This window comes from Brevundimonas sp. 2YAF1 (assembly GCF_052114745.1).
GTDB lineage: Bacteria > Pseudomonadota > Alphaproteobacteria > Caulobacterales > Caulobacteraceae > Brevundimonas.
Map to the genome: position 1 here is coordinate 70188 of NZ_JBFRFI010000001.1, position 22649 is coordinate 92836.

The window sequence follows — 22649 nt, forward strand, 5'->3', positions numbered from 1 at the left end:
TTCCCCACTCTGCCCGTCATCCTCGGGCTTGAGCCGAGGATCGAGCGGAGGCGCGCGCTCGACCTATCCAGCCTCGCGCACGCGGAAAATTCGATCCTCGGGTCAAGCCCGAGGATGACGGCCGAGAGGCGTCAGCTCGCCTATGAACCGCCCTCAATCCCTTGAACCGTCCGGGATTGCGTGCCGGCGGTGTCCGCCAGCGCGCCGTAGTCCGTCTCTGGCCTAGATTGGCGCTCGCCGGTCTTTGACATCGCCATCCGCCGCCGCCCGTCAAAGGGCTTCAGCCGCGCTTCCCACTTTTCCTTCTCCCGTTGGGAGAAGGTGGCCCGCAGGGCCGGATGAGGGTTCCTCGACTGCCTTCGGCGTAAGCCGTCGCGCCGTCCTTCGTCACGACTCGCGTCGACTGACACCTTGGTCCCTCACCCCTTGCCTTGACGGATCGCTACGCTCTCCGAGGCTCAGGCCCTCTCCCATCGGGAGGGCAAGTCAGTTCGTCGCCCGTTTCCATTGCACCAATTGCACTGTTTTTTTCTTTGCGCAGTGCAATGCGACGCCGGTCCTTACTCGGGAATATCCGAGAAGGCGCCGCCGTAGCGGCCGTCGTGGGCCAGGTTGCCGAAGCGGGTGGTGTTGGCGTCGAAGGCCAGCTTGACGATGCCGATGGGGCCGTGACGCTGCTTGCCGATCACGACCTCGGCCTGGTGCTCCAGCCGGTCCATGTCTTCTTGCCACTTCAGGTGTTCTTCCGAGCCCTCGCGCGGTTCGGCGCGGCCCAGGTAGTAGCTCTCGCGATAGACGAACATGACGCAGTCGGCGTCCTGCTCGATTGAGCCGGATTCACGCAGGTCGGACAGCTGGGGCCGCTTGTCCTCGCGGTTCTCGACCTGACGCGACAGCTGCGACAGGGCGATGATCGGTACGGACAGTTCCTTGGCCAGGGCCTTCAGGCCGCCGGTGATCTCGGACACTTCCTGCACCCGGTTCTTCTGGCTGTTGTCGCCGGTCGTCACGAGCTGGAGGTAGTCGACGACGATCAGGTCGAGGCCATGCTCCATCCGCTTCAGGCGCCGCGCGCGGGCCGCCAGCTTGGAGATGGACAGGCCGCCGGTGGCGTCGATGTAGAGGGGGCTTTCGCCGATCTCGACCGCCGCGTCGCGGATCTTGCCGAAGTCGGACGAGTCGATCTCGCCCTTGCGCAGCTTGTCCGACGACACGCCGGAGGCGTCGGCCAGAATACGCATGGCCAGCTGTTCGGCGCTCATTTCCAGCGAGTAGAAGGCGACCACGCCGCCGTCGACGGTCTTGCGTCCGCCATCCGGGGTCGGCTCCCAGCGATAGTTGCGGGCCACGTTGAAGGCGATGTTGGTCGCCAGCGCCGTCTTGCCCATCGAGGGACGGCCCGCGAGGATCAGAAGGTCGGAGGGGTGCAGGCCGCCCAGCTTCTGGTCCAGATCGTCCAGGCGCGTGGCCAGACCGGCCAGCTTGCCCTCGCGCTGATAGGCCTCGCCCGCCATCTCGACGGCCCCGGCCAGGGCGGTGGAGAAGTTGACGAAGCCCGACGACGGCTTGCCCGTCTCGGCCAGCGAATAGAGGGTGTGTTCGGCCTGTTCGATCTGTTCGTCGGCGGGCGTCTCGGGGTTGGGCGCCTCCTTGATCATCTCGCCGCCGATGCGGATCAGGTCGCGGCGCAGGGCCAGGTCATAGATGACGCGGGCGTAGTCGGGAGCGTTGGCCGCCGGGGGTGCGCGGTCGACCAGATCGGCGAGGTAGCGCAGGCCGCCGAATTCCTGGAACGCCGGGTCCTGCTTGAACCGCTCCATCAGGATGGTCGGCTCGGCCAGCATTCCCTGACGGATATGGTCCTCGATCGCCTCGAACAGCCGCTGGTGGAAGGGTTCGTACATGTGCGAGCCGCGCAGGCGGTCGCTCAGCCGCTCGAACACGGCGTTGTCGAACATCAGCGAGCCCAGCAGCGCCTGCTCCGCCTCCAGGTTATGGGGCATCGACGAGACGGACACCTGATCGGCGTTTCCGTAGGGCAGGGGAGCGAAGGCGTTCATCGGATTACGCATAGCCTTAAGCGGCGCTTACGTCAGACGCGGGCGCCGCCGTCGTGGTGGACACTCCGCCAGCGTCTGTGGACGGTCCCGAAAACCCCTGTGCGATCAGCGGCGCTGGCCGCTTCAGCCCGGGCAGGGATAGCGTTCCGCCATCCAGTCGCGCACGGCCTGGGTGATGCTGTCCTGGCGGCGCGATGCGGGTAGGCTATTGAAGCGCGCCATCAGGGTCTGGGCTGTGATGCCCGTGCCTGACGGTGGAATGCAGGTGGCGGGCCGTCGACCGGCCTGGATGGCCGAGGCCTGCTCGGCCTTGACCGTCAGCACCGCCTGTTTGACCTCGCCGATCAGTTGATGGGTGTCAGGGCGAAGGATGGCCAACGGATTGTGCGGGATCCGGTCGGCAATGGTCATGAACTGCTGCACCGTCATGGCCTCGGCCATGACGGGCGACACAGCAGCCAGCCACAGGGCGACCGCGATCAGGAACGCGCGCAGCGACATCAGACAGAGATGGTACGGGGTGTCCCTGAGGCAAGCGAGACTTTGGCGTCAGTTCACGCCGGGCAAGGGTGGCGTTCCGCCATCCATTCCCCCACCGCCTGGGTCACGCTGATGTTGCGGCGGGCCGCCGGTATGGCGTTGAAGCGGTTCATGATCATGTCGGGCGTCAGGCTGATCTTGGTGCCTTCGGGAATGCAGGTGGCGGCGCGTCGGTTTGATGCCTGGGCGGCCTTCTGTTCGTCGCGGACGGTCTTGAGAGCAGTATTCATCTCGGTCATCAGCCGCCGCGTGTCGGACCGCAGCAGGGCGGTTGGATTGCGCGGGATGCGATTGGCCGAGGTCAGGAACTCCTGGACCGTCATGGCGCTGGCGCCGGTCGCCCAGAGGCTGGCGACGACGGCGAGGGCAAGCGTGGTTTTTTTCATAGGGACCCTCCGAATTGGAAAGGCCAAGCTTGGCCCAACTTCGATGGCGGAACAATGACCGTCGAACGCGGTCAGATTTCCAGGGGCGCCGTCGGCAGGGTGTTGGGATAGACCCGCTCCACCTCGCCGCCCAACGCCTCGGCCGGGCGGGACGCCGCCGCAGCCCCCCCAGCAGCAGGGTCCGGCACGAGGAGGACGGCAGGCCCTCCTCGCGTGCGTCGTCTCCTGCCGTCACCACTTCACGCTCAGGCGAGCGTAGCCGTAACGCCCGTTGAAGCCGAAGGGCGAATAGTAGGGGAAACCCAGAACGCCGTTGCTGTTCAGGCTGGCCGGGACGAAGTCAGGATATTCGTCGAAGACGTTATCGACCCCGATCGCCAGTCCGACGCGATCCGTGATCTGGAAGCGGCCTTCCAGATCGACCGTCGTCTTGGCCCCGGTCGAATAGTCATTGGCCAGGGTCGAACCCGGTTGCAGCACGTCGGCGTAATAGGTCGCCCGCGCCGTCGCGCCCCACCGGCCCAGGCTCCAGTCGGCCGAGGCCGAAACCTTCGTGTCCGGCGTGCCTTCCTCGATGGTGAGGATGCGGCTGCGGGCGAACAGGGTCGGCACCGGGTTCAGCACCGACGAGGAGGTCGGCAGCTTGGTCACGCTGACGTCGTTGACGTTGGCGGCGACGGTGAAGTCGAAATCACCCACGCTTTCGGTCCGCAGGCGATAGCGGCCCACCATGTCCACGCCCTCGGTCTCGGTCGTCACCCCGTTCAGGAAGAAGCGCGCCGCCTGCACGCTCCGCAGGTCCAGCAGGCCCGCGACCTGGGGCGAGAAGCTGTGGTTGATGAGTTCGGACAGGACGATCTGATCCTCGATGGTGATCTTGTAGGCGTCCACCGTCAGGTCGAAGTTCCCCAGCCGGACCACCGCGCCCAGCGAATAGTTGGTCGAGGTCTCGGGCTTCAGCGCCCTGGCGCCCAGCGCCGTGGCGACGTCGCTGGTGGCCGGGAAGGTGCCGGTTTCGACCACGGCGCCGTTCTGGATGACGGACGAGGTCGAGGTGAAGAAGCTCTGTTGCAGCGAAGGGGCGCGAAAGCCGGTCGAGACCGAGCCGCGCAGGGCGAAGTTCGGCGTGAAGTCGTAGCGCGCGGCCAGCTTGCCGGTCTGGGCGTCGCCGAAGTCGGAATAGTCCTCGACTCGCAGGGCGCCCGAGACCGTGAACCTGTCGGTCAGCGGGATTTCGACGTCGGCGTAGAGGGCGACGGCGTTGCGGTCCTCGTCCACCTCGTTCGACGGCTGGAAGCCGACGAAGCCCTGCGCGCCGCCAGCCAGGGCGGTGTTGCCGCCCAAGGGGCCGCGGTTCCAGGATTCCGGCTGTCCGGCCTCGATCTTGTAGCCTTCGCGGCGGGCTTCCAGACCCCAGGCGAAGTTCAGCGGGCCGCTGAGGCCGACCTCGAACTGACGGGTGAAGTCGGCGCCGAAGACCAGTTGGTCATAGATCAGGCTGCCGGAATCGAAGCTGGTCGGCGAGGCCGCGCCATAGGTGGCGTTCAGCGAGTCCTCGGTGCGGAAGTCCAGGGCGTTGCGGCCATAGACCAGGCTGAAGTCAGAGTTCCATCCGGCGATCTCGCCCTTGACGCCGCCGGCCAGCGACAGGTCGCGCGAGTTGATGGCGATCTCGGGCAGGAAGCCGCTGGGATAGACGCTGACGACGTTGTTGGCGTTGTCGGCCAGGCGAGGGAAGGCGGCGCCTTGGCTATCGCGATCCTGATAGCCGGCCCAGCCATAGGCCTCCCAGCCCGCCGCCAGCGGCTTGCCGGCGTTGGCGAAGACGGTCCACTGCTCGACCTTGGGATCGCCCAGGCGGGCCGTGACGGCGTTCGGGGCGACGCGCGGGTCCAGGTCCGAACGGTTGGTCGGCTCTCGGTTCAAATACTCGGCGGACAGGGTCAGGAAGCCGTCGGACCCCAGGCCCAGTCCCTGCCAGGCCGAAGCGGTGACGGTGCGGCCGTCAGTCTCGTCACGCTTGCCGCGCGCGGTCTTCACCGTCGTGGCGTACTGGCCGTAGGTGACGCTGGCACCGCCGCCCTCGCGGGCCTCCTTGAGGCGGAGGTTGATGACGCCGGCAATAGCGTCCGAGCCGTATTGCGCCGAGGCGCCGTCGCGCAGCACCTCGACCCGGTTCAGGGCGACGGTCGGGATGGCATTCAGGTCGACGGCGGCCGAGCCGCGTCCGACCGTGCCGTTGACGTTGACCAGGGCCGAGGCGTGCCGGCGCGTGCCGTTCAGCAAGACGAGGGTCTGGTCCGGCGACAGGCCGCGCAGGGTGGCGGGGCGGACCGAGTCCGAACCGTCGTTGGCTGACGGGCGGGCGAAGCTCAGCGACGGGACCGTCTGGGCCAGGGCGGCGGCGAACTCGGTGGTGCCACGGTTCGACAGGGTCTCGGCGGTCACGACATCGACGGGGGCCAGGGTGTCGAGGCGCGAGCGGCTGGGTACGCGGCTGCCGGTAACGACCACGTCGTCGACGGTGGAGGCGTCGGCGGGGTTTTCTTGGGCTGAGGCCGCGCCCGCGATCAGCAGGGCGGCGCCGGATGCGGCGAGAAACAGACTGGAACGGTAGGCGAAGGGACGGGGCATCTCGAGAAGTCAGCTTTTCTGATTGGACGCACAGGATCGGGCGCCGCCGTTGACCGGCGGCGTGAGACTGCGTCGATTGTCTTTGTGGTCAGGGCCGGCGGCGGACCGGCCGGAAGGCGATCAGCGGCGGACTGGACATCACGTCGGTCGAACAACCGGGCGGTGTGTGTCGGCGTAGTAGCGCATTCGCATCATCGTCTCCTGCCCACCGGGGAGGATGAGCCATGGCGATATTACGGTGCGAAAGCGGCGCGGGGTATCGAGAATCCGTAGGTAAATGCGTAGAAAATCTAAACCGAGCAGCCAAGAAAAAGGGGCGCGCCCGGCTGGACGCGCCCCTTGATTGATACCGTCAGTCGACAGATCAGGCTTCGTCGCCGAAGCCTTCTTGTTGACCAGCGCCGCCTTCGATCAGTTCCTTGGCGGACTGCTCTGCGGCGTTACGCTCGTCGTCGAACTGGGCGCGGATGACATCCTCGCCCTTGGCTTGACGTTCGGCTTCTTCGGCCGAGCGCGCGATGTTGATCTTGACCGTGGCGCGAACCTCGGGGTGCAGGCGAACCGGCACTTCGTGGACGCCCAGGGCCTTGATCGCGACGTTCAGCACGACTTGCGAACGCTCGACCTTGCCGCCTTCGGACTGAATGATTTCAGCCACGTCGCGACCGGCGACCGAACCGTACAGGTGACCGGTTTCACCGGCCTGACGGATCATCACGTAGGTCTGGCCGTCGATCTTGTCGGCGACCTTCTGAGCGTCGGCCTTGTTCTTCTCGTTGCGGGCTTCGATAGCCGCGCGGTCGAGTTCGAACGCCTTGAGGTTGGCCGAGGTCGCGCGACGAGCCTTGTCGCGCGGCAGCAGGTAGTTACGAGCGAAGCCGTCCTTGACGGTGACGACGTCGCCGATGGCGCCGAGGTTCTCGACGCGTTCCAGCAGAACGACCTTCATCTTACTTCACCACGTACGGCAGGAGGGCCAGGTAGCGAGCGCGCTTGATGGCCTTGGCCAGTTCGCGTTGCTTCTTGGCGGAAACGGCGGTGATGCGCGAGGGCACGATTTTGCCGCGTTCGGAAACGTAACGCTGCAGCAGCTTCACGTCCTTGTAGTCGATTTTCGGCGCGTTGGCGCCCGAGAACGGGCAGACCTTGCGGCGGCGGTAGAACGGGCGACGGCCGGCGGCGCCGGAGCCAGCCGGAGCGCCCGGCGAGGGGGCAGTGGTGTCGGTCATGATCCGGTTCCTTATTCCGAAGCCGCAGCTTCGTCGGTGCGCGCGGGGCGATCACGATCGCGCTCACGTTCACGACGGGCCAGCAGGGGCGACAGTTCCAGGTCGAGTTCCTCGACGCGGACGGTCAGCCAGCGCAGGACGTCTTCGTTCAGCGACAGCTGACGTTCGACTTCGGCCACGGCGGCAGCCGGGGCGTCCAGAGCGAGCAGGGAATAGTGAGCCTTGCGGTTCTTTTTGACCCGGTAGGTCAGGTTGCGCAGACCCCAGTACTCGATCTTGGCGACGCTGCCGCCGCCTTCTTCGATCAGAGCCTTGATGGTGTCGTTCAGCGCTTCGGCCTGTTGCGCCGAGATATCTTGGCGCGTCATGACCGTGTGCTCGTAAAGAGCCATGCGGTAGTCTCCCTTGTGGGCATCGGCGTGAAACGGACCGGGTAAGTCCTATCCACGATGGCTCCTGAAGCGGCGGCCGGGATGACTTCCCGAACCCTTTGGCGTTCCGCAACAGGACCGAAGCCCTGGAAAGGCGGCGCGTATAGGGGAAAAGGGCCGCAAGGGCAAGGATGACGGTCGATCAGGCGACATGTCGCGACCCTCGATGGAGGACCGCATTGCACTGCGCGACGAAAAAAAACAGTGCAATTGGTGCAATAGGCGCCATCGGCGGGAGCGTCCGTTGTCCTCCGCTTTTCCCATGGCGCGCCGAGACAGGGTGGCGATCCTCCCTTGCGCAGCGGGGGAGGGGCGTCGTGCGAAGCATGGTGAAGGGGGCGAGATCGCGCGCGCACGGTATGAGTTCAAGGACGGGCTTGGCGAGAGAGGTTGTGCCTGTGGCCGCCGCCCTCCACCGCCTTTGGCGGTCTCCTTTCCCGAGAACGGGGGAGGGTTTTGAATGAGCAGCGGTGCGACGTGTCATGACGCTATTGTTGCTCAGGTTCAGGCGGGCCCGCGTTGACGGATGCTAGAACCGTCCAATCCCCGTAATTCATTGGGATCGGCGCGTTCGGTTGTGCGGAAGGTTCCGGTTCGAGAGGGCGACTTCTTGCCGTAGGGGCGGGTTTCGCCTACGCCTCGCCCCCTTGAATCAACGGACCACGGATCGTTCCCCTATGACCCTCGCGCTTCTCTTCCCCGGACAGGGCAGCCAGAGCGTCGGCATGGGCGCAGCCCTGGCGGACGCCTTCGCCAGCGCCCGCGAGGTCTTCGCCGAGGTCGACGACGCGCTGAACCAGAAGCTGTTCGACCTGATGCGCGAAGGCCCGGAAGACCAGCTGACCCTGACCGAGAACGCTCAGCCGGCCCTGATGGCCGTCTCGGCCGCGGCGGTGCGGGTGCTGAAGGTCGAGTTCGGCGTGGACGTGACCAAGGCGGGTTTCGTCGCCGGTCACTCGCTGGGCGAATATTCGGCTCTGGCGGCGGTCGGGGCGATCAGCCTGTCGGACACCGCGCGTCTGCTGAAGCTGCGCGGTCAGGCCATGCAGCGCGCCGTGCCGGTGGGCAAGGGCGCGATGGCCTCGCTGATCGGTCCCAAGACTGATCTGGCCCTGGCCGAAGCCGCCGCGAAAGCCGGTTCGGAAGTCGGCGTCTGCGTCGTCGCCAACGACAATAACAACGGCAACGTCGTCATCTCGGGCGACAAGGCCGCCGTGGACCGCGCCATCGAGAAGGCCAAGGAACTGGGCGCGCGGGCGATCCCGCTGAACGTCTCGGCGCCCTTCCACTGTCCGCTGATGCAGCCTGCCGCCGATGAGATGGCTGATGCTTTGGCGGACGCGAAGATCATCGCGCCTCGGGTCGCCGTGGTTGCCAACGTCACCGCTCGCCCGGAAACGGACCCGGAAGTCCTGCGCCGCCTGCTGGTCGAGCAGGTCACGGGCCGCGTGCGCTGGCGCGAGAGCATGGAGTGGATGGCGACTGAAGGCGGCGTGACCCGCTTCGCCGAGATCGGCTCGGGCAAGGTCCTGACGGGCATGGCCAAGCGCATCGCGCCCGACGCCGAGAGCCTGGCGCTGAATACGCCGGAAGACCTGGAAGCGTTCGCGAAAAGCCTTTGATCCTTCTCCCGTTGAGGGGGAAGGTACGCAAGCAACGAGATTAATGGAGGGGTCGGTGCGACCCCTCATCCGGCCCTGCGGGCCACCTTCTCCCGCAAGGGGAGAAGGAAGAGGAGAATCTGATGTTCAACCTTTCGGGAAGGATCGCCCTGGTCACCGGCGCGACCGGCGGCATCGGCGGGGCCATTGCGCGCTCGCTGCACGCTCAGGGCGCGACGGTGGTGCTGTCGGGGACGCGGGAAGCGGTGCTGGCTGATCTGGCCAAGGAACTGGGGGAGCGCGCCTTCTTCGCCGCCGCCAACCTGTCGGACGCGGAATCGGTCGATGGGCTGGTGGCGCGGGCTGAGGAAGCCGCCGGCGGTCCGCTGGACATCCTGGTCGCCAACGCCGGCATCACCAAGGACGGCCTGCTGATGCGGATGAAGGACGAGGATTTCCAGTCCGTCATCCAGATCAATCTGGAGAGCTATTTCCGCCTGACCCGCGCGGCGGTGAAGGGGATGATGAAGCGCCGTTCGGGCCGCATCATCGGCATCACCTCGGTGGTCGGCGTGACCGGCAACCCGGGCCAGACCAATTATTCGGCGTCCAAGGCCGGCATGATCGGTTTCTCCAAGTCGCTGGCCCAGGAAGTGGGTTCGCGCGGGATCACGGTGAATTGCATCGCGCCGGGCTTCATCGCCTCGCCGATGACCGACGTGCTGAACGACCAGCAGCGCGAGGCCATTCTGGGCAAGATTCCCTCGGGCCGTCTGGGCACGGGCGAGGAAATCGCAGCCGCCGCCGTCTATCTGTCGTCGAACGAAGCCGCCTATGTCACGGGGCAGACCCTGCACGTGAACGGCGGCATGGCGATGATTTAAGGCGTTGCGCGTCACGTTCACGACGCGCAACAATCTATTTCCCGCCCCGATGGCTGTGCTAAAGGGCGGGAACGCTTCGCGGCGGTGAGTCTTTTCGGGGGCTTGCGTCCTCGGGGCTGCCGTGACACGGCGAACAAATGAGACCCCGCCTTCACGGCGACCACAAACAGGCAGAGAGACACTCATGTCCGACACCCTCGAACGCGTCCGCAAGATCGTTATCGACCATCTGGACGCCGATCCGGACAAGGTCACGGAAAAGGCCTCCTTCATCGACGACCTGGGCGCTGACTCGCTCGACAACGTCGAACTGGTCATGGCCTTCGAAGAAGAATTCGACGTCGAGATTCCGGATGACGCCGCTGAGCACATCCAGACCGTCGGCGACGCTGTGAAGTTCATCGACGAGAAGCTGGCCGGTTAATCCGGCTGCGATTCGTCGCACTTCCAAGATGATGGCCGCCGTGACGGGCCCCTAGCGGGACCGTCCGGCGGCCATTACTATTTTGGGCTACGATTCTGACCAAGAAGGAGCGCGAACCATGCGCCGCGTCGTCATTACGGGCCTCGGCCTCGTCACTCCGCTCGGTTCGGGCGTGGAACATGTCTGGAAGGGCATCGTCGAGGGCCGTTCGGGCATCGGTCCGATCACCTGCTTCGACACTGAGGGCTATGGCTGCACCATCGCCGGCGAAGTGCCGTCCGTGGACGGTCGCGGTCGCGGCGCGCCGGACCAGCCGGGCGTGTTTGATCCCGATCAGGTGATGTCGCACAAGGACCGCAAGCGCGTCGACGACTTCATCCTGTACGCCATTGCCGCCGCCGACGAGGCCCTGGCCGACGCGAACTGGCATCCCGAGACCGAGGAAGACAAGGAAGCGACCGGCGTCACGGTCGGCTCCGGCATCGGCGGCCTCGGCCCCATCGCCGACACCGCGATCATCCTGAAGGAACAGGGTCCGCGCCGGGTCAGCCCCTTCTTCATCCCCTCGTCCCTGATCAACCTGGCCTCGGGCCAGATCTCGATCCGTCACGGCCTGAAGGGGCCGAACCATTCGGTCGTCACCGCCTGCGCCACCGGCGCCCACGCCATCGGCGACGCGTCGCGCATGATCGCCCTGGGCGACGCCGACGTCATGGTGGCGGGCGGCGCCGAAAGCTCGGTCGTGCCGATCGGCATCGCCGGCTTCCTGGCCTGCAAGGCCCTGTGCACCGCCTATAACGATACGCCCGAGAAGGCCTCCCGCCCCTATGACCGCGGCCACGCCGGCTTCATCATGGGCGAGGGCGCCGGCGTCATGGTGCTGGAAGAGTACGAACACGCCAAGGCGCGCGGCGCCAAGATCTACGCTGAAGTCGTCGGCTACGGCATGAGCGGCGACGCCTATCACATCACCGCTCCGTCGGAAGACGGCGAGGGCGGCCTGCGGGCCATGAAGGCGGCGCTGAAGCGGGCGGGGATGGAGCCGTCGGACCTCGACTATATCAACGCTCACGGCACCTCGACCATGGCCGACTGGATCGAACTGAAGGCCATCGAGCGTCTGGTCGGCGACCACGCCAAGGACATGGCGGTGTCCTCGACCAAGTCGATGACGGGCCATTTGCTGGGCGCGGCCGGGGCCATCGAGAGCATCTTCTCGGTTCTGGCCATCCGCGACCAGATCGCCCCGCCGACCATCAACCTGGACGACCCCGAGCATGAAACGGCCATTGATCTTGTGCCGCACAAGGGCAAGCCGATGAAGATCGATGTTGCGATGTCCAACAGCTTCGGTTTCGGCGGCACCAATGCGGCCTTGATCTTCAAGAAGGTCGACTGATTTGGCCAAGGCTCCGTCGCGTCGTGCCAAGCCCAAGGTTCGCATTCCCAAGAAACGCGTGCCCAAGCGTCGAGGCGGCGGAGCGCCCAAATCCAGTCTCGGCGTCGGCCTGATCACGGCGGCGGGGACATTGGGCCTGTTCGTGGTTGCGGCTCTGATCGCCTTCTGGGCCGTCTATTGGGGCCCAGGGCCGTCGGCGCAACAGGGCGAGGCGACCATCGTCACCCTGCCGTCGGGGGCGGGCGTCCCGGCCATCGCCGCCAACCTGAAATCGGCGGGGGTGATCCGCTCGACCGACCTGTTCCGCGCCGCCGTCAGCCTGACCGGCGCGGACCGCAAGATCCGCGCGGGCGAATATCAGGTGCCGTCGGGCGCGTCCCTGGCCGCTGTCGTCGGCCTGCTGGTCGACGGCAAGGTCGTGCGCCACTACGTGACCCTGCCCGAGGGCTGGTCCTCGGCCCAGGCGGTCGACATCCTGATGAAGCAGCCGGTCCTGACCGGCGAGGTCGAGGTCCCTGCCGAGGGCAGCCTGTGGCCCGATACCTATGAGGTGTCGCGCGGCGAAACCCGCGCCGCCGTCGTCGCCCGGATGCAGCGCGCCGCGACGACCAAGCTGGCGGCCCTGTGGGCCGCGCGCTCGCCCAACACAATCGTCACGACGCCGGAGGAAGCCCTGGTCCTGGCCTCCATCGTCGAGAAGGAGACCGGGCTGGCGTCGGAGCGGCCTCAGGTGGCGGGGGTCTTCACCAACCGGCTGCGGTTGGGGATGCGGCTGGAGAGCGATCCGACCATCGTTTACGGCGTGACCAAAGGCCGTCCGCTGGGACGCGGAATCCGCCTGTCGGAACTGCGCGCCAAGACGTCGTGGAACACCTATCTGATCGACGGCCTGCCGCCGACGCCCATCGCCAACCCCGGCGAGGAGGCGCTGAAGGCGGTGCTGAATCCGCCGCGTTCTGAATATGTCTTCTTCGTCGCCGACGGCACGGGCGGCCATGTCTTCGCCAGCACCTATCCCGAGCATCTGCTGAACGTGGCGCGCTGGCGCGAGATTGAGCGGCGCAAGGCCGGGCTGCCGCCGGGTCAGGCCCCTGCGGTCGCGGGCGCCGTGCCGACGACGCCGATGGGCGAGGGCGCAGTGGTCGAGACGCCCGCGGGCGCCGCCGTCATCACCATGAATCCGGGAACGCCGCGATGAGCCCAATCTCTGGCATGACCGGCTTTGGCCGGGCCGACGGCGCGCTGGACGGCTGGACCTGGACGGTCGAGGCGCGCGCGGTCAACGGGCGCTCGCTGGAGGTGCGCTATCGCGGTCCCGGCGGCTTTGACAATCTGGAGCGGCTGACCAAGGCGGCGGCGCAAGCCCGCCTGAACCGGGGTCAGGTCACGCTGGGCGTTCAGGCCAAGCGGGCCGAGGGCTCGGAGCCCGCGCCGCGCGTCAATGAGGCCGTGCTGGCGACCTATCTGAAACTGGCGAACCAGTTGGCGGAGGAGGGGGCGGCGCCGCCCTCGGCCGACGGTCTGCTGTCCCTGCGGGGCGTCATCGAAGTCGCTGAGGAGGTCGAGGACCCCGAAGCGCACGCCGCCGTCGAGGCCGCCATCGCCGCCACGATCGAACAGGCGCTGGACGCCCTGAAGCTGTCGCGTCAGCGCGAGGGCGCGCAGCTGACGCCGGTCATCCACGATTTCGTTGGGACTATCGAGGCCCTGGTGGCGCGGGCGGAACAGGAAGCCTCGGCCCAGACCGAGACGATCCGCGAGCGCTTCACCCGCCGGATCAGCGAACTGGCCGCCGATGCGCCGGGTCTGGACGATAGAATCTTCCTCGAAGCCGCTGCTTTGGCCACCAAGGCGGACGTGCGCGAGGAGCTGGATCGGCTGACCGCCCACGTCGATTCGGCCCGGACACTGTTGCAGCAACCCCCCGCCGGTCGAAAACTCGACTTCCTGATGCAGGAATTCATGCGGGAAGCGAACACGCTCTGCTCGAAATCCGCTACGACCGCGCTCACTGGAATCGGCCTCGAACTGAAGGCCGTGATCGAGCAGCTTCGAGAACAAGTTCAGAATGTCGAATAACCGCACCCCCCGCCGTGGCGTCCTGCTGATCGTGGCCAGTCCGTCGGGGGCCGGGAAGACGTCGCTGTGCCGCCGGCTGATGGCGGACCACAAGGGGCTGGAACTGTCCGTGTCCATGACCACGCGCGGCATCCGCCCGGGCGAGGTCGACGGCCGCGACTATAATTTCGTCCCTCACGAAGAGTTCCAGCGCCTGATCGACGGCGACGCCTTCCTGGAATGGGCCGACGTGCACGGCAACCGCTACGGCTCGCCCGCCGCGCCGGTGAACCGCGCCCTGGCCGAGGGCCGCGACGTCCTGTTCGATATCGACTGGCAAGGCGCCCGCGACGTGGCCGAGAAATGCCCCGGCGACGCCGTGCGCGTCTTCGTTCTGCCGCCCAGCCTTGAAGAACTGCGCCGCCGCCTGGTGACGCGCTCGCAGGACGCCGACGACGTGATCGAACGCCGCGTCGCCAACGCCAAGGGCGAGATCGAACACTGCGACGAGTTCGACTACGTCCTGGTCAACGAAGACTTCGACAGCAGCTACGCCGAACTGGCCCATATCTACCACGCCGAACGCAGCCGCCGTCACCGCAACCTGTGGGTCGACGGCTACAAGAGCGCGCTGCTGAAGGAAGTGGTCTGACCCGGCCAACGCGCTGTACCCAACTTTCGTCATTCTCCGGGCCGCGCCTGCGCGGAACCGGGGAACCCAGCGGCGCCCGTAGGGCGAAAAATCCACACGCTGTGCTTGCCGTGAAGGTCGCCTGCGGCGCCGCTGGGTCCCCCGGTCTCGCTGGGCTCGCCGGAGGATGACGAAAGAGGAGTTCATTATCCCGGCCGGAGCCTCGCGTAGCGAGGCGGAGAGCCGGGACCGCCCGACGCGTCGCGTTTAGAGCGGTCCCGGATAGCAGTTGCGTCGCTGCCGGGATGACAGCGAAGGAGAGCGGGCTCCTATCGAAACGCCACCTTCACCCCCGGTTTGACCTTCGACGCCAGTTGCTCGGCGTCCCAGTTGGTCAGACGCACGCAACCGCTGGAGAAGGTCTTGCCGACCTTTGACGGGTCCGGCGTGCCGTGGATGCCGTAGGTGTCGCGCGACAGGTCGATCCACACTGAGCCGACCGGATTGTTCGGCCCCGGCGGCACGATTATCTTGCGGTCGCCCCGATCATAGCTGACCCGGTCGGGATCGTAGGTGTAGTTGGGCTCTGGCGCGACGCCGACCACGGTCAGGTCGCCCGAGGGCGCCGGGCGCGCCGAACTGCCGATGGTGGCCGGATAGAAGGCCAGCAGCTTGTCGTCGGCGTCATAGGCGCGGACCGAGCGTTCGGTCTTGTCCACGACGATGCGGGCCACGTCTCCGGCCAGGTCCGTCTGGGCGACCGACGCCACGATGATGGTCTGGCCCGCCTTGCCGAAATCGACGCCGGGGTTGAGGGCGCGCAGCAGGCCCTCGGTCATGTGGAACTTTTCGGCCAGCGCCTCGAGCGGCGTGGCGTAGCCGAGGGTCTTCAGCTTGGCCATGTCGGGCAGGCTGGACGGGACCTGACCAATGAACGGCCCGGTCAGGTCGGCGGCGGTGATCGCATAGTCGGCCAGAACCTTGCCGTTGTCGCCCGCCGTCAGCCGCCGAAAGACCTCGGCGTCCAGAACGCCGTCCTCCGGCAGGCCCGCAGCCTTCTCGAAGGCAGCGACGGCCTGACGCGTATTGTCCCCGCCCAGGCCGTCAATGACGCCGGGCGAGAAGTTGGCGCGGTCCAGCAGGATTTGGGCGCGGGCGATGGCCGGATCGGGCGCGGTGGGCGGTGTCTGACCGTTCGCAGTGGACGGCGAGGCGGTCTCTAACACGGCCGTCTCAATCGCATCTCGCGTCAACGCGGGGAGAGGGGCCGGTGAGGCAGGCGGCTGTTCGGGCTTTGGCGTCTCAGAGGGAGAACCGCAGGCGGTCAGGACGATCAGGGCGAAGGGCAGGGCGGCGGAAGCGGCGAGACGCGATTTCGGCATGAAAGCTCCGAAGGTTTCGGGGGCTTGTCGAACGCCTCTAGGCGCTGAGGCGTTCCTCGGCAGCCGCCGTTCGCGCCGCGAAGAAGGGCTTGATGCGGCTGATGGCGTCCTCGACCTGGGGCGTCGAGACGGCGAAGCTGAAGCGGATGAAGCGGTGGCCGTTGATCGGGTCGAAGTCGACGCCCGGCGCTGTCGCCACGCCGGTTTCGCGCAACAGGGCCTCGCAGAAGCCGATGCTGTCGTCGGTCAGGTGGCCGATGTCGGCGTAGATGTAGAAGGCGCCGTCGGGCGGGGCGATAGAGCGCAGGCCCATGGCCGGCAGGGCCTCCAGCATCCGGGCGCGGTTCTGGCGATAGACCTCGATATTGGCCTCAAGGTCGTCCTCGCAGTCCATGGCGATCAGACCGGCGTGCTGGCTGAGCGTCGCGGGCGTCAGGAACATGTTGCCGACGCGGGCGCGGGCCTGGGGCACCTCGGCTTCGGGCAGCAGCAGCCAGCCCAGACGCCAGCCGGCCATGCTCCAGTATTTGGAGAAGCTGTTGACGATCAAGGCGTTGGGTTCGAACTGCAGCATCGACGGCGTCGGGCCGGTGTAGGACAGGCCGTGGTAGATCTCGTCTGAGATGACGGCGATGCCCCGCTCGCGGCAGACCTCGGCGATGGCCTTCAGCTCGGCCTCGGGGATGATGGTGCCGGTCGGGTTGGCGGGGCTGGCGATGATGACGCCCGCCGGGGCCGGATCGAGGGCGCGCAGGGCCTGGGCCGTCAGCTGGAAGCGCACCTCGGGGCCGCAGTCGATCTCGACCGGCTCCATGTGCAGGGCCTTCAGCGTGTTGCGATAGGCGACGTAGCCGGGGCGGGCCATGGCCACCCGGTCGCCCGGCTGGAACCGCATCATCAGGGCCAGCACCAGGGCGGGCGAGGCGCCGGCGGTCATGACGATCCGCTCGGGATCGACGCTCACGCCGTAGCGGTCGTCGTAGAGTTTGGCGATGCGGGCGCGCAGGGCCGGGCTTTCCCAATAGCCGCCGGGCTCGCTGTCCAGAATCCGGTGCGCCTCGGCGATGGCGGCGTCGGGCGCGCCGGTCGAGGGCTGGCCGAACTCCATGTGGATGATGGAGCGGCCTTCGGTCTTCAGTTCATGGGCCAGGCGGCTGACGCTGATGGCGCGGAAGGGATCGATTTCAACGGTCATGGCAGGCTTACTTCAGGGCGTCGGCAAGGCGCAGGAAGCCGGCGATGTCGATGACTTCGGCGCGGGCGTCGGGTTCGATGCCGGCGGCCTCGCACAGGGCGGCGCCGCCGAGTTGTTTCAGGCTGGAGCGCAGCATCTTGCGGCGCTGGCCGAAGGCGGCGGCGGTGACGCGTTCCAGCTTCTTCAGCCGTTCGGGCGAGGGGCGATCAGCCAGCGGGACGACATGCACGACCGCCGAGGCCACCTTGGGCGGAGGGGTGAAGGCGGCGGCGGGCAGGTGCATGACGATGCGGGCCTCGGCCACCGCCTGGGTGATGACGGCCAGACGGCCGTAGGCGTCGTCGCCTGGGCCGGCCACGATGCGCTCGGCCACCTCCTTCTGGAACATCAGGGTCAGGGCGCAGGGCGTCCACGGGCCGGTCAGCCACTTGATCAGCAGGGGCGTGCCGACGTTGTAAGGCAGGTTCGACACCAGATGCGTCGGCCCCTCGACCAGTTGCGCCTCGCGCACGTTCAGGGCGTCGCCCTCGACGATGGTCAGGCGGCCGGAGCCGTCGTCCAGCTCGCTGAGCAGCGGGATGAAGCGGGGGTCCTTCTCGACCAGAACCACCTTGCCCGCGTCGCTTTCCAGGATGGCGCGGGTCAGGCCGCCGGGGCCGGGGCCGACCTCGATCACGGCCCGGCCCTCGAACGGTCCAGCGTAGCGGACGATCTTGCGCGTCACATTGAGGTCCAGCAGAAAATGCTGGCCGAAGCTCTTCTTGGCCAGCAGGCCGTGGGCGTCGAGCGTTTCGCGAAGGGAGGGGAGGTCCGTCATACGAACCGCTTAGCGCGTGGCGCGCGCCGCCGCCATCTCTGAAGCCAGTCGCACGGCGGCGATGAAGCTGTCGGCGCGGGCGATCCCCTTGCCGGCGATGTCGAAGCCGGTGCCGTGGTCGGGCGAGGTGCGGACGATGGGCAGGCCGAGGGTGGCGTTCACCCCGCCCCAGAAGTCCAGCGTCTTGACCGGGATCAGGGCCTGATCGTGATAGAGGCAGACGACCGCGTCATAGCGGGCGCGGGCTTCGTCGTGGAACAGGGTGTCGGCGGGCAGCGGGTCGGTGATGTTCAGCCCCTCGGCGCGCAGGGCTTCAGCCGCAGGCCTCAGGACCTTGATTTCCTGCAGGCCGATGGCGCCGCCTTCGCCCGCGTGGGGGTTCAGGGCGGCCATGGCCAGGCGCGGAGCCTTGATGCCGAAATCGCGCTTCATCGATTCGTGGACGACGCGGGCCACGCGCATGACCCGCTCCGCCGTCACCAGTTCCGGCAGTTGATCGATGGCGACATGGATGGTCACCAGACAGGCGCGCAGGTTCTTGGCGGTCAGCATCATGACCGGGCCTCGCGTGCCGGAAAACGGCATGTCGGCGGTCAGTTCGGCGATGAACTCGGTATGGCCGGGGAAGCGGAAGCCCGAGGCGTACATCGGCGCCTTGGCGATGGGGGCGGTGACGACGCCGCCGCCTTCGCCCGAGATGACCAGATCGACGGCCCGTTCGATCCAGTCGGCCACGGCGACGGCGTTGCGCGGGTCGGGCTGGCCCGGCGTCACCGGGGCGGGGGCCGGGTGGTGCAGGACCGGGATGGCGCGGCCGAAGACGGCGGCGGCCTCGGACGGGCTGAAGATCTGTTCGACCTTGACGCCCTGGGCCGCGAGCACGTCGGCGTCGCCGATGACGGCGAAGGGCGTGACGGGGGCGAGCGGGCCGGGCGGCGTGGCCAGAACGGGCCACGCCTTGGCGATGATCTCTGGCCCCACGCCGGCGGGGTCGCCCATCGTGACGATGAGCGGCCGCCCGGTCGTCATTGCTTGATTTCGATCAGGGCGTCGGCCCGCAGGTCGCGCAGATAGCGCCGGCCCAGCATGGCGTAGTTCTGATTTTGCAGACGCGATTCGACTTCGCGAGCCGAGGGCGCCTCCGGGCCGCCGAGACGACGACCGCAGACGGCCAGGAGGTGGACGCCCAGCGGGGTGCGCACGACGCTGCTGACCGTGCCGACATCGGCCGAACGGGCGACCTGCTGGAACTGCGGCAGCAGGTTGGCCACGTCGCTCTCGCCCAGATCGGCGCCTTGCATGCCCTGTTCCGACCGGGCGCGTTGCAGGATGTTGTCGCAGGTGAGCCCGCTGCGGATCGCCTCAAGCCGCTGGGTGGCGGCGGTCACTTCGGCTTCGCCGGCGGTTTCCGGCAGCTCGATCATGACCTGTTTCATCTGCACCAGGCTGGTCGCTGCGCCCGAGCGCTTGTCGCGCATGTAGAGGATGTAGACGCCGCCATCGACCGGGATCGGATTGGACAGCTGGCCGACGGTCAGGGCTTCCATGGCCTGTTCCAGGGCGGGCTGGACCGTGCCCTGGACCACCCAGCCGGCGTCGCCGCCGCGGGCCGCCGAGGGCGCGGCCGAGAACTGGCGAGCCACGGCCATGAAGGGCGCGCCTTGAATCATCTGCTGCACCAGTTGGCGGGCGCCGTTCATGGCCTCCTGCATGCCGCCGACGCGGCTGGCCTCAAGATAGATTTCGCCGACCAGATACTGGGGCTTGGTGGCCGATTCGGTCAGCTGGCGCATGGCCTGTTCGACCTGGGCGCGGCTGACCTTGGCGCGATCGCGGAAGCGGCCGCCGACCAGGTCGCGCCAGCCGATCTCGGTGCGAAGTTGTTCGCGGAAGGCCTGGGGACGGATGCCGCCCTGTTCCAGGAAGGCCATGTAGTTCGGGCCGGTGGTGCCGGCCTCGCGGGCCATGCCGGCGATCTCTTCGTCGACTTCCTGGTCCGTGATCTTCAACTGCTCGAACTTGGCGATCTCGGCGGCCTGCAGATGCTGCTCGATCAGATCGTTGAGCGCCTGCTGCTGGATGGCGCCGATGTTCTCTTCGGTCGGCTGGACCTGGGTCATGGCCATCAGGACCAGCATCCGCTGGCGCAGATCGTAGCCTGTGATGATCCGGTCGTTGACCGTGGCGATGATGCCGTCCGACAGGCGGAACTGCGGGGTCGCGGTCGGGCGCTGGGGCGCTTCTTCGGCGGCGGGATTCAGCGTCCCCGCGGCCGGAGCCGGAGCGGTCGCCCGCGGCGCAGGCGCCGTCTGGGCCGCGGACTGACCGACGGCTGAGCCGGCGATGAGGGCGGCCATGGCCACGCCCGTCGTATAACGCATCAAACGCATCGTCAGTCCTGATTCCCTAGCAGTCTCGTCCGGCCCAGCAGCGTCATAGACGATCCTGAGCCATGGCGGGCGCACGCCCCTGCACGCCATGCTTACCGCATATCACTTCGATCATAGCCTGAACCTCCAAAAGTGGCGAGGTTAAGACGAATATAGACCCCTTCCGAGGGGCCGGTCGGGCGCACCCGGGTGTTGTCGCGACGCCAGCCCAGTTCGACGCGGAAGCAGTCGTCGTCGAACAGAAGGCCCACTTCGGAGCGGGTGATGATGTCGCGTTCCAGATCGGCGATGCCGTTCACCGCCACGCCCCAGTTGCCGTAGACGAACTGTTGGCCGGTAAGCTGGACGAACTCGTAGTTGCGGTTCAGCGGGCCGGCGAGCGGATTGGAGCGGTCGATGATGTAGCTCAGGCTCGCCAGATTGCGTCGGCCCCAGCGACCATCGACGGTCGTCTCGCCGCGACGCACGTTGCCGTTCGGGTCGATGGTCGCGTGGGCCCAGCCGCGGATTCGGTCGGACGGCGAGAAGGTGGCCTGAACCACCCAGTCCGAGGTGCGCGAGGCCAGACCCGAGGGATCGTAGAGGCGCGCAGGGTCGTCGGGAATCGGCGTCAGGAACTCGCGCTGGTCCTCGGCGCGTATGCTGCGGCCGATGAAGAGGCTGGCGGAGCGGCCGGCGTCCCAACGCAGGGTCGCGCGTGCGCCGGCCGTGAAACGCGGCCCGCCCTCCATCAGGTCGTAGCCCGGGAAGCGGTCCATGCGGAACAGCGACGAGTCGTCCAGTTCCAGCGTCTGGCTGTCTTCGTTGGGAATGCGAGGATCCAGATCGGCGTCGGTCGACACCGACACCTGGGCCATGGGCTCGAGAATCAGATCCGCGTGGGCGCTGAGCCGGCGATACAGGGGGTAGCTGACGTCCACGCCGGCGCTGGCGCGACCGCGTGTGAGGACGTCCGAGGTCACGCCCATCATCGGCGGCAGGTCGTCGACCGAATAGACGTCCAATCGGGCGTCGACGAACGGTTCCCAGCGCAGGCCCATCGGCGAGATCAGGGTGCGGCGCCAGTCGACCTGGCCCGTGACGCGGCGGCTGTCCACTCCAGGAAGGCCGTCGGTCGGTCCGGAGGGAATCAGTTCGGGAGACAGCGTCGGGAAGCCGACATAGGCGTCGCGCGTCAATGCGACCGCCGAGCCGTGCAGACGCAGCCGGCCCCCGAACACGGGGCCTTCGGGTTCCCACCGAGCGTCGATCAGCGGCGCGACCAGCGGCAGGGTCTTGTCGTCCTCGAAGATGTTCAGGGCGGGCGTGACGGCGTTGAACTGCGCGACCCGCAGGCTCTGGATCGAGAAGGCGGCCACCGACAGATAGGACCGCTGGGTCTGACGCTCGGCGTAGATCTGGCTGATCAGACGGCGGCGGTCGCCGTAGTAGAGGCCGTTGTCCTGATAGGGATCGCGCACATTGTAGCGGTCGAAGAGGGTCTTGTCCGAGGTGCGCTCGGCGGTGAAGCCCCAGCGCCAGGGCCCCTCGAGGTCGAATTTACCGTGCGCCAGCACGTAGCTTCTGCTGGTGCGGTCGCCGAAGCGGACGTTGCTCTCGGCGTTGCCGTCGCCGTTCAGATCGAAGTCGCCGAAGTTGCGCTCATAGGTGTAGCCGCCCCGGACCACGATCATGCCGTCGTCGAAGCGCCGCCGCCATTGCAGGTTCAGCAGCGGCGCGACCTTGGTGTTGATCTGCGGGCTGATCAGCCAGTCTTCGGACGGGGAAACGACGTGGAGATAGGGCGTCTCCAGCGAGAAACCCCGCCCTTCGTCATAGTCGGGGAAGGGGATCAGGAAGCCCGAGGCCCGGTCCACGCTGGGATCGGGGTGGGCGAAGACGGGCAGGTAGAAGACGGGGATTCCGCCGACACGGAAGACCACGTTGCGATACAGGATGGCCCGCAGATTCTCGTCCTGGACCGCCTTGTCGGCCTGGATCGAAATGCTGGGCTGTTTGGGGCCGTTCACGTCGCAGATCGGGCAGGGCGTGAAGATGACGCGGTTCAGTTCGCTGACGTTCTGGGAGCGGCGAACCGCCGTCGCGGCCATCAGGCTGGCGCCGTTGGCGAGGCGCAGGGCCAGATCGGTGGCCACGCCGGCCTTGAAGTCGGAATCCAGTTCGATGCGGCTGGCGTGAACGACCGTGCCGTCCGGCGCGGTCAGTTCGGCGTGGCCGACAGCCGTGGCGGCGCCGGTCTTGAGGTCATAGGTGACGCCCTCGGCCCGTAGGCTGTGGTCGCGGAAACGCGCGAAGACCCGGTCCAGCGCCGTGCCGTCGGCGGTGATGACGTCGCCCTGGCGGCTGGCGGACGCGGCGTCCACATAGACGGCGCCCGGCTCCAGGCCGTCAGCGCCGGGCGCGGGCCGGGCGGCGGTCGTCGGGGCGGGGCGGGGCGTCGAGGCGGGGTCCTGGGCCATCGCGGGAAGGGCGGGCAGGCAGGCGATCGCAGCGGCGCCGGCCAGGAGCCGGGCGCGCAGGGCTCCCTCTCGGGATGTGCGGCGATCACTCATGCGGAATCCACTCATTGCCGGGCGACCGGAAACCGT

General features: G+C 67.4%; 20 protein-coding genes. 7 read left to right on the forward strand and 13 right to left on the reverse strand.

Translation table 11 applies throughout. From position 1 onward, the window contains the following. Nucleotides 1–560 precede the first annotated feature (560 nt). The 7 genes from AB4Y68_RS00320 to rpsF form a co-directional block, all read right to left on the reverse strand. Complete coding sequence (locus tag AB4Y68_RS00320) at nt 561–2060, reverse strand: replicative DNA helicase (RefSeq protein ID WP_441453027.1); 1500 nt, start codon at nt 2058–2060, stop codon at nt 561–563. 123 nt (nt 2061–2183) lie between these two features. Then, a complete protein-coding gene (locus tag AB4Y68_RS00325; RefSeq protein ID WP_441453029.1) occupies nt 2184–2561 on the reverse strand; it encodes a hypothetical protein in 378 nt (125 codons plus the stop codon). A gap of 53 nt (nt 2562–2614) precedes the next feature. Continuing rightward, nucleotides 2615–2986 (reverse strand): hypothetical protein, encoded by a 372-nt coding sequence (locus tag AB4Y68_RS00330; RefSeq protein WP_441453031.1) that lies wholly within the window; start codon nt 2984–2986, stop codon nt 2615–2617. 231 nt (nt 2987–3217) lie between these two features. Beyond that, nucleotides 3218–5620, reverse strand: coding sequence for a TonB-dependent receptor plug domain-containing protein (locus tag AB4Y68_RS00335; protein WP_441453033.1), 2403 nt, complete (start codon nt 5618–5620; stop codon nt 3218–3220). Between the two features lie 364 nt (nt 5621–5984). Then, nucleotides 5985–6569 carry a 50S ribosomal protein L9 gene (gene rplI / locus AB4Y68_RS00340; protein WP_114816678.1) on the reverse strand — a complete coding sequence of 195 codons (585 nt, stop codon included), beginning with the start codon at nt 6567–6569 and terminating at the stop codon, nt 5985–5987. Nucleotide 6570: 1 nt separating this feature from the next. Further along, nucleotides 6571–6849, reverse strand: coding sequence for a 30S ribosomal protein S18 (rpsR, locus tag AB4Y68_RS00345; RefSeq protein ID WP_114816677.1), 279 nt, complete (start codon nt 6847–6849; stop codon nt 6571–6573). A gap of 11 nt (nt 6850–6860) precedes the next feature. Further along, nucleotides 6861–7241 carry a 30S ribosomal protein S6 gene (gene rpsF, locus AB4Y68_RS00350; RefSeq protein WP_178827467.1) on the reverse strand — a complete coding sequence of 127 codons (381 nt, stop codon included), beginning with the start codon at nt 7239–7241 and terminating at the stop codon, nt 6861–6863. Between the two features lie 716 nt (nt 7242–7957). Between rpsF and fabD the strand changes: the two genes are divergently transcribed. The 7 genes from fabD (at nt 7958) to gmk (ending at nt 14298) form a co-directional block, all read left to right on the forward strand. After that, a complete protein-coding gene (fabD, locus tag AB4Y68_RS00355) occupies nt 7958–8902 on the forward strand; it encodes an ACP S-malonyltransferase (protein ID WP_441453036.1) in 945 nt (314 codons plus the stop codon). Between the two features lie 122 nt (nt 8903–9024). Then, on the forward strand, nt 9025–9765 hold the full coding sequence (gene fabG, locus AB4Y68_RS00360) for a 3-oxoacyl-[acyl-carrier-protein] reductase (protein WP_441453038.1): 741 nt from the start codon (nt 9025–9027) through the stop codon (nt 9763–9765). A 184-nt stretch (nt 9766–9949) separates the two neighbouring features. Beyond that, nucleotides 9950–10189: an acyl carrier protein gene (locus AB4Y68_RS00365; RefSeq protein ID WP_105564338.1), complete on the forward strand. Its 240-nt coding sequence runs from the start codon at nt 9950–9952 to the stop codon at nt 10187–10189. A 118-nt stretch (nt 10190–10307) separates the two neighbouring features. Further along, entirely contained in the window at nt 10308–11588 is a 1281-nt protein-coding gene (gene fabF, locus AB4Y68_RS00370; protein ID WP_441453040.1) for a beta-ketoacyl-ACP synthase II, read from the forward strand. 1 nt (nt 11589) lies between these two features. After that, nucleotides 11590–12786 (forward strand): endolytic transglycosylase MltG, encoded by a 1197-nt coding sequence (gene mltG / locus AB4Y68_RS00375; RefSeq protein ID WP_441453042.1) that lies wholly within the window; start codon nt 11590–11592, stop codon nt 12784–12786. Further along, nucleotides 12783–13667 (forward strand): YicC/YloC family endoribonuclease, encoded by an 885-nt coding sequence (locus AB4Y68_RS00380; protein ID WP_441453044.1) that lies wholly within the window; start codon nt 12783–12785, stop codon nt 13665–13667. The genes mltG and AB4Y68_RS00380 overlap by 4 nt, the downstream gene beginning before the upstream one ends. Beyond that, the gene (gene gmk, locus AB4Y68_RS00385; RefSeq protein ID WP_441453046.1) at nt 13657–14298 is read left to right on the forward strand and encodes a guanylate kinase; all 642 of its coding nucleotides are present in this window, start codon (nt 13657–13659) and stop codon (nt 14296–14298) included. Before AB4Y68_RS00380 ends, gmk begins: the two co-directional genes overlap by 11 nt. A 308-nt stretch (nt 14299–14606) precedes the next feature. Here the strand turns inward: gmk and AB4Y68_RS00390 are convergent, their stop codons facing one another. From AB4Y68_RS00390 to AB4Y68_RS00415, 6 genes are all read right to left on the reverse strand, one after another. Beyond that, nucleotides 14607–15503 (reverse strand): L,D-transpeptidase family protein, encoded by an 897-nt coding sequence (locus tag AB4Y68_RS00390; RefSeq protein ID WP_441453048.1) that lies wholly within the window; start codon nt 15501–15503, stop codon nt 14607–14609. Between the two features lie 193 nt (nt 15504–15696). Continuing rightward, a complete protein-coding gene (locus AB4Y68_RS00395) occupies nt 15697–16854 on the reverse strand; it encodes a pyridoxal phosphate-dependent aminotransferase (RefSeq protein ID WP_441453050.1) in 1158 nt (385 codons plus the stop codon). A 7-nt stretch (nt 16855–16861) separates the two neighbouring features. Continuing rightward, nucleotides 16862–17671, reverse strand: coding sequence for a 16S rRNA (adenine(1518)-N(6)/adenine(1519)-N(6))-dimethyltransferase RsmA (gene rsmA, locus AB4Y68_RS00400; RefSeq protein ID WP_441453052.1), 810 nt, complete (start codon nt 17669–17671; stop codon nt 16862–16864). A 9-nt stretch (nt 17672–17680) separates the two neighbouring features. Next, nucleotides 17681–18700, reverse strand: a complete 1020-nt coding sequence (gene pdxA / locus AB4Y68_RS00405) for a 4-hydroxythreonine-4-phosphate dehydrogenase PdxA (RefSeq protein WP_441453054.1) — start codon at nt 18698–18700, stop codon at nt 17681–17683. After that, complete coding sequence (locus AB4Y68_RS00410; RefSeq protein WP_441453055.1) at nt 18697–20061, reverse strand: peptidylprolyl isomerase; 1365 nt, start codon at nt 20059–20061, stop codon at nt 18697–18699. Before AB4Y68_RS00410 ends, pdxA begins: the two co-directional genes overlap by 4 nt. Nucleotides 20062–20153: 92 nt before the next feature. Next, nucleotides 20154–22613, reverse strand: a complete 2460-nt coding sequence (locus tag AB4Y68_RS00415; RefSeq protein WP_441453057.1) for an LPS-assembly protein LptD — start codon at nt 22611–22613, stop codon at nt 20154–20156. Nucleotides 22614–22649 lie beyond the last annotated feature (36 nt).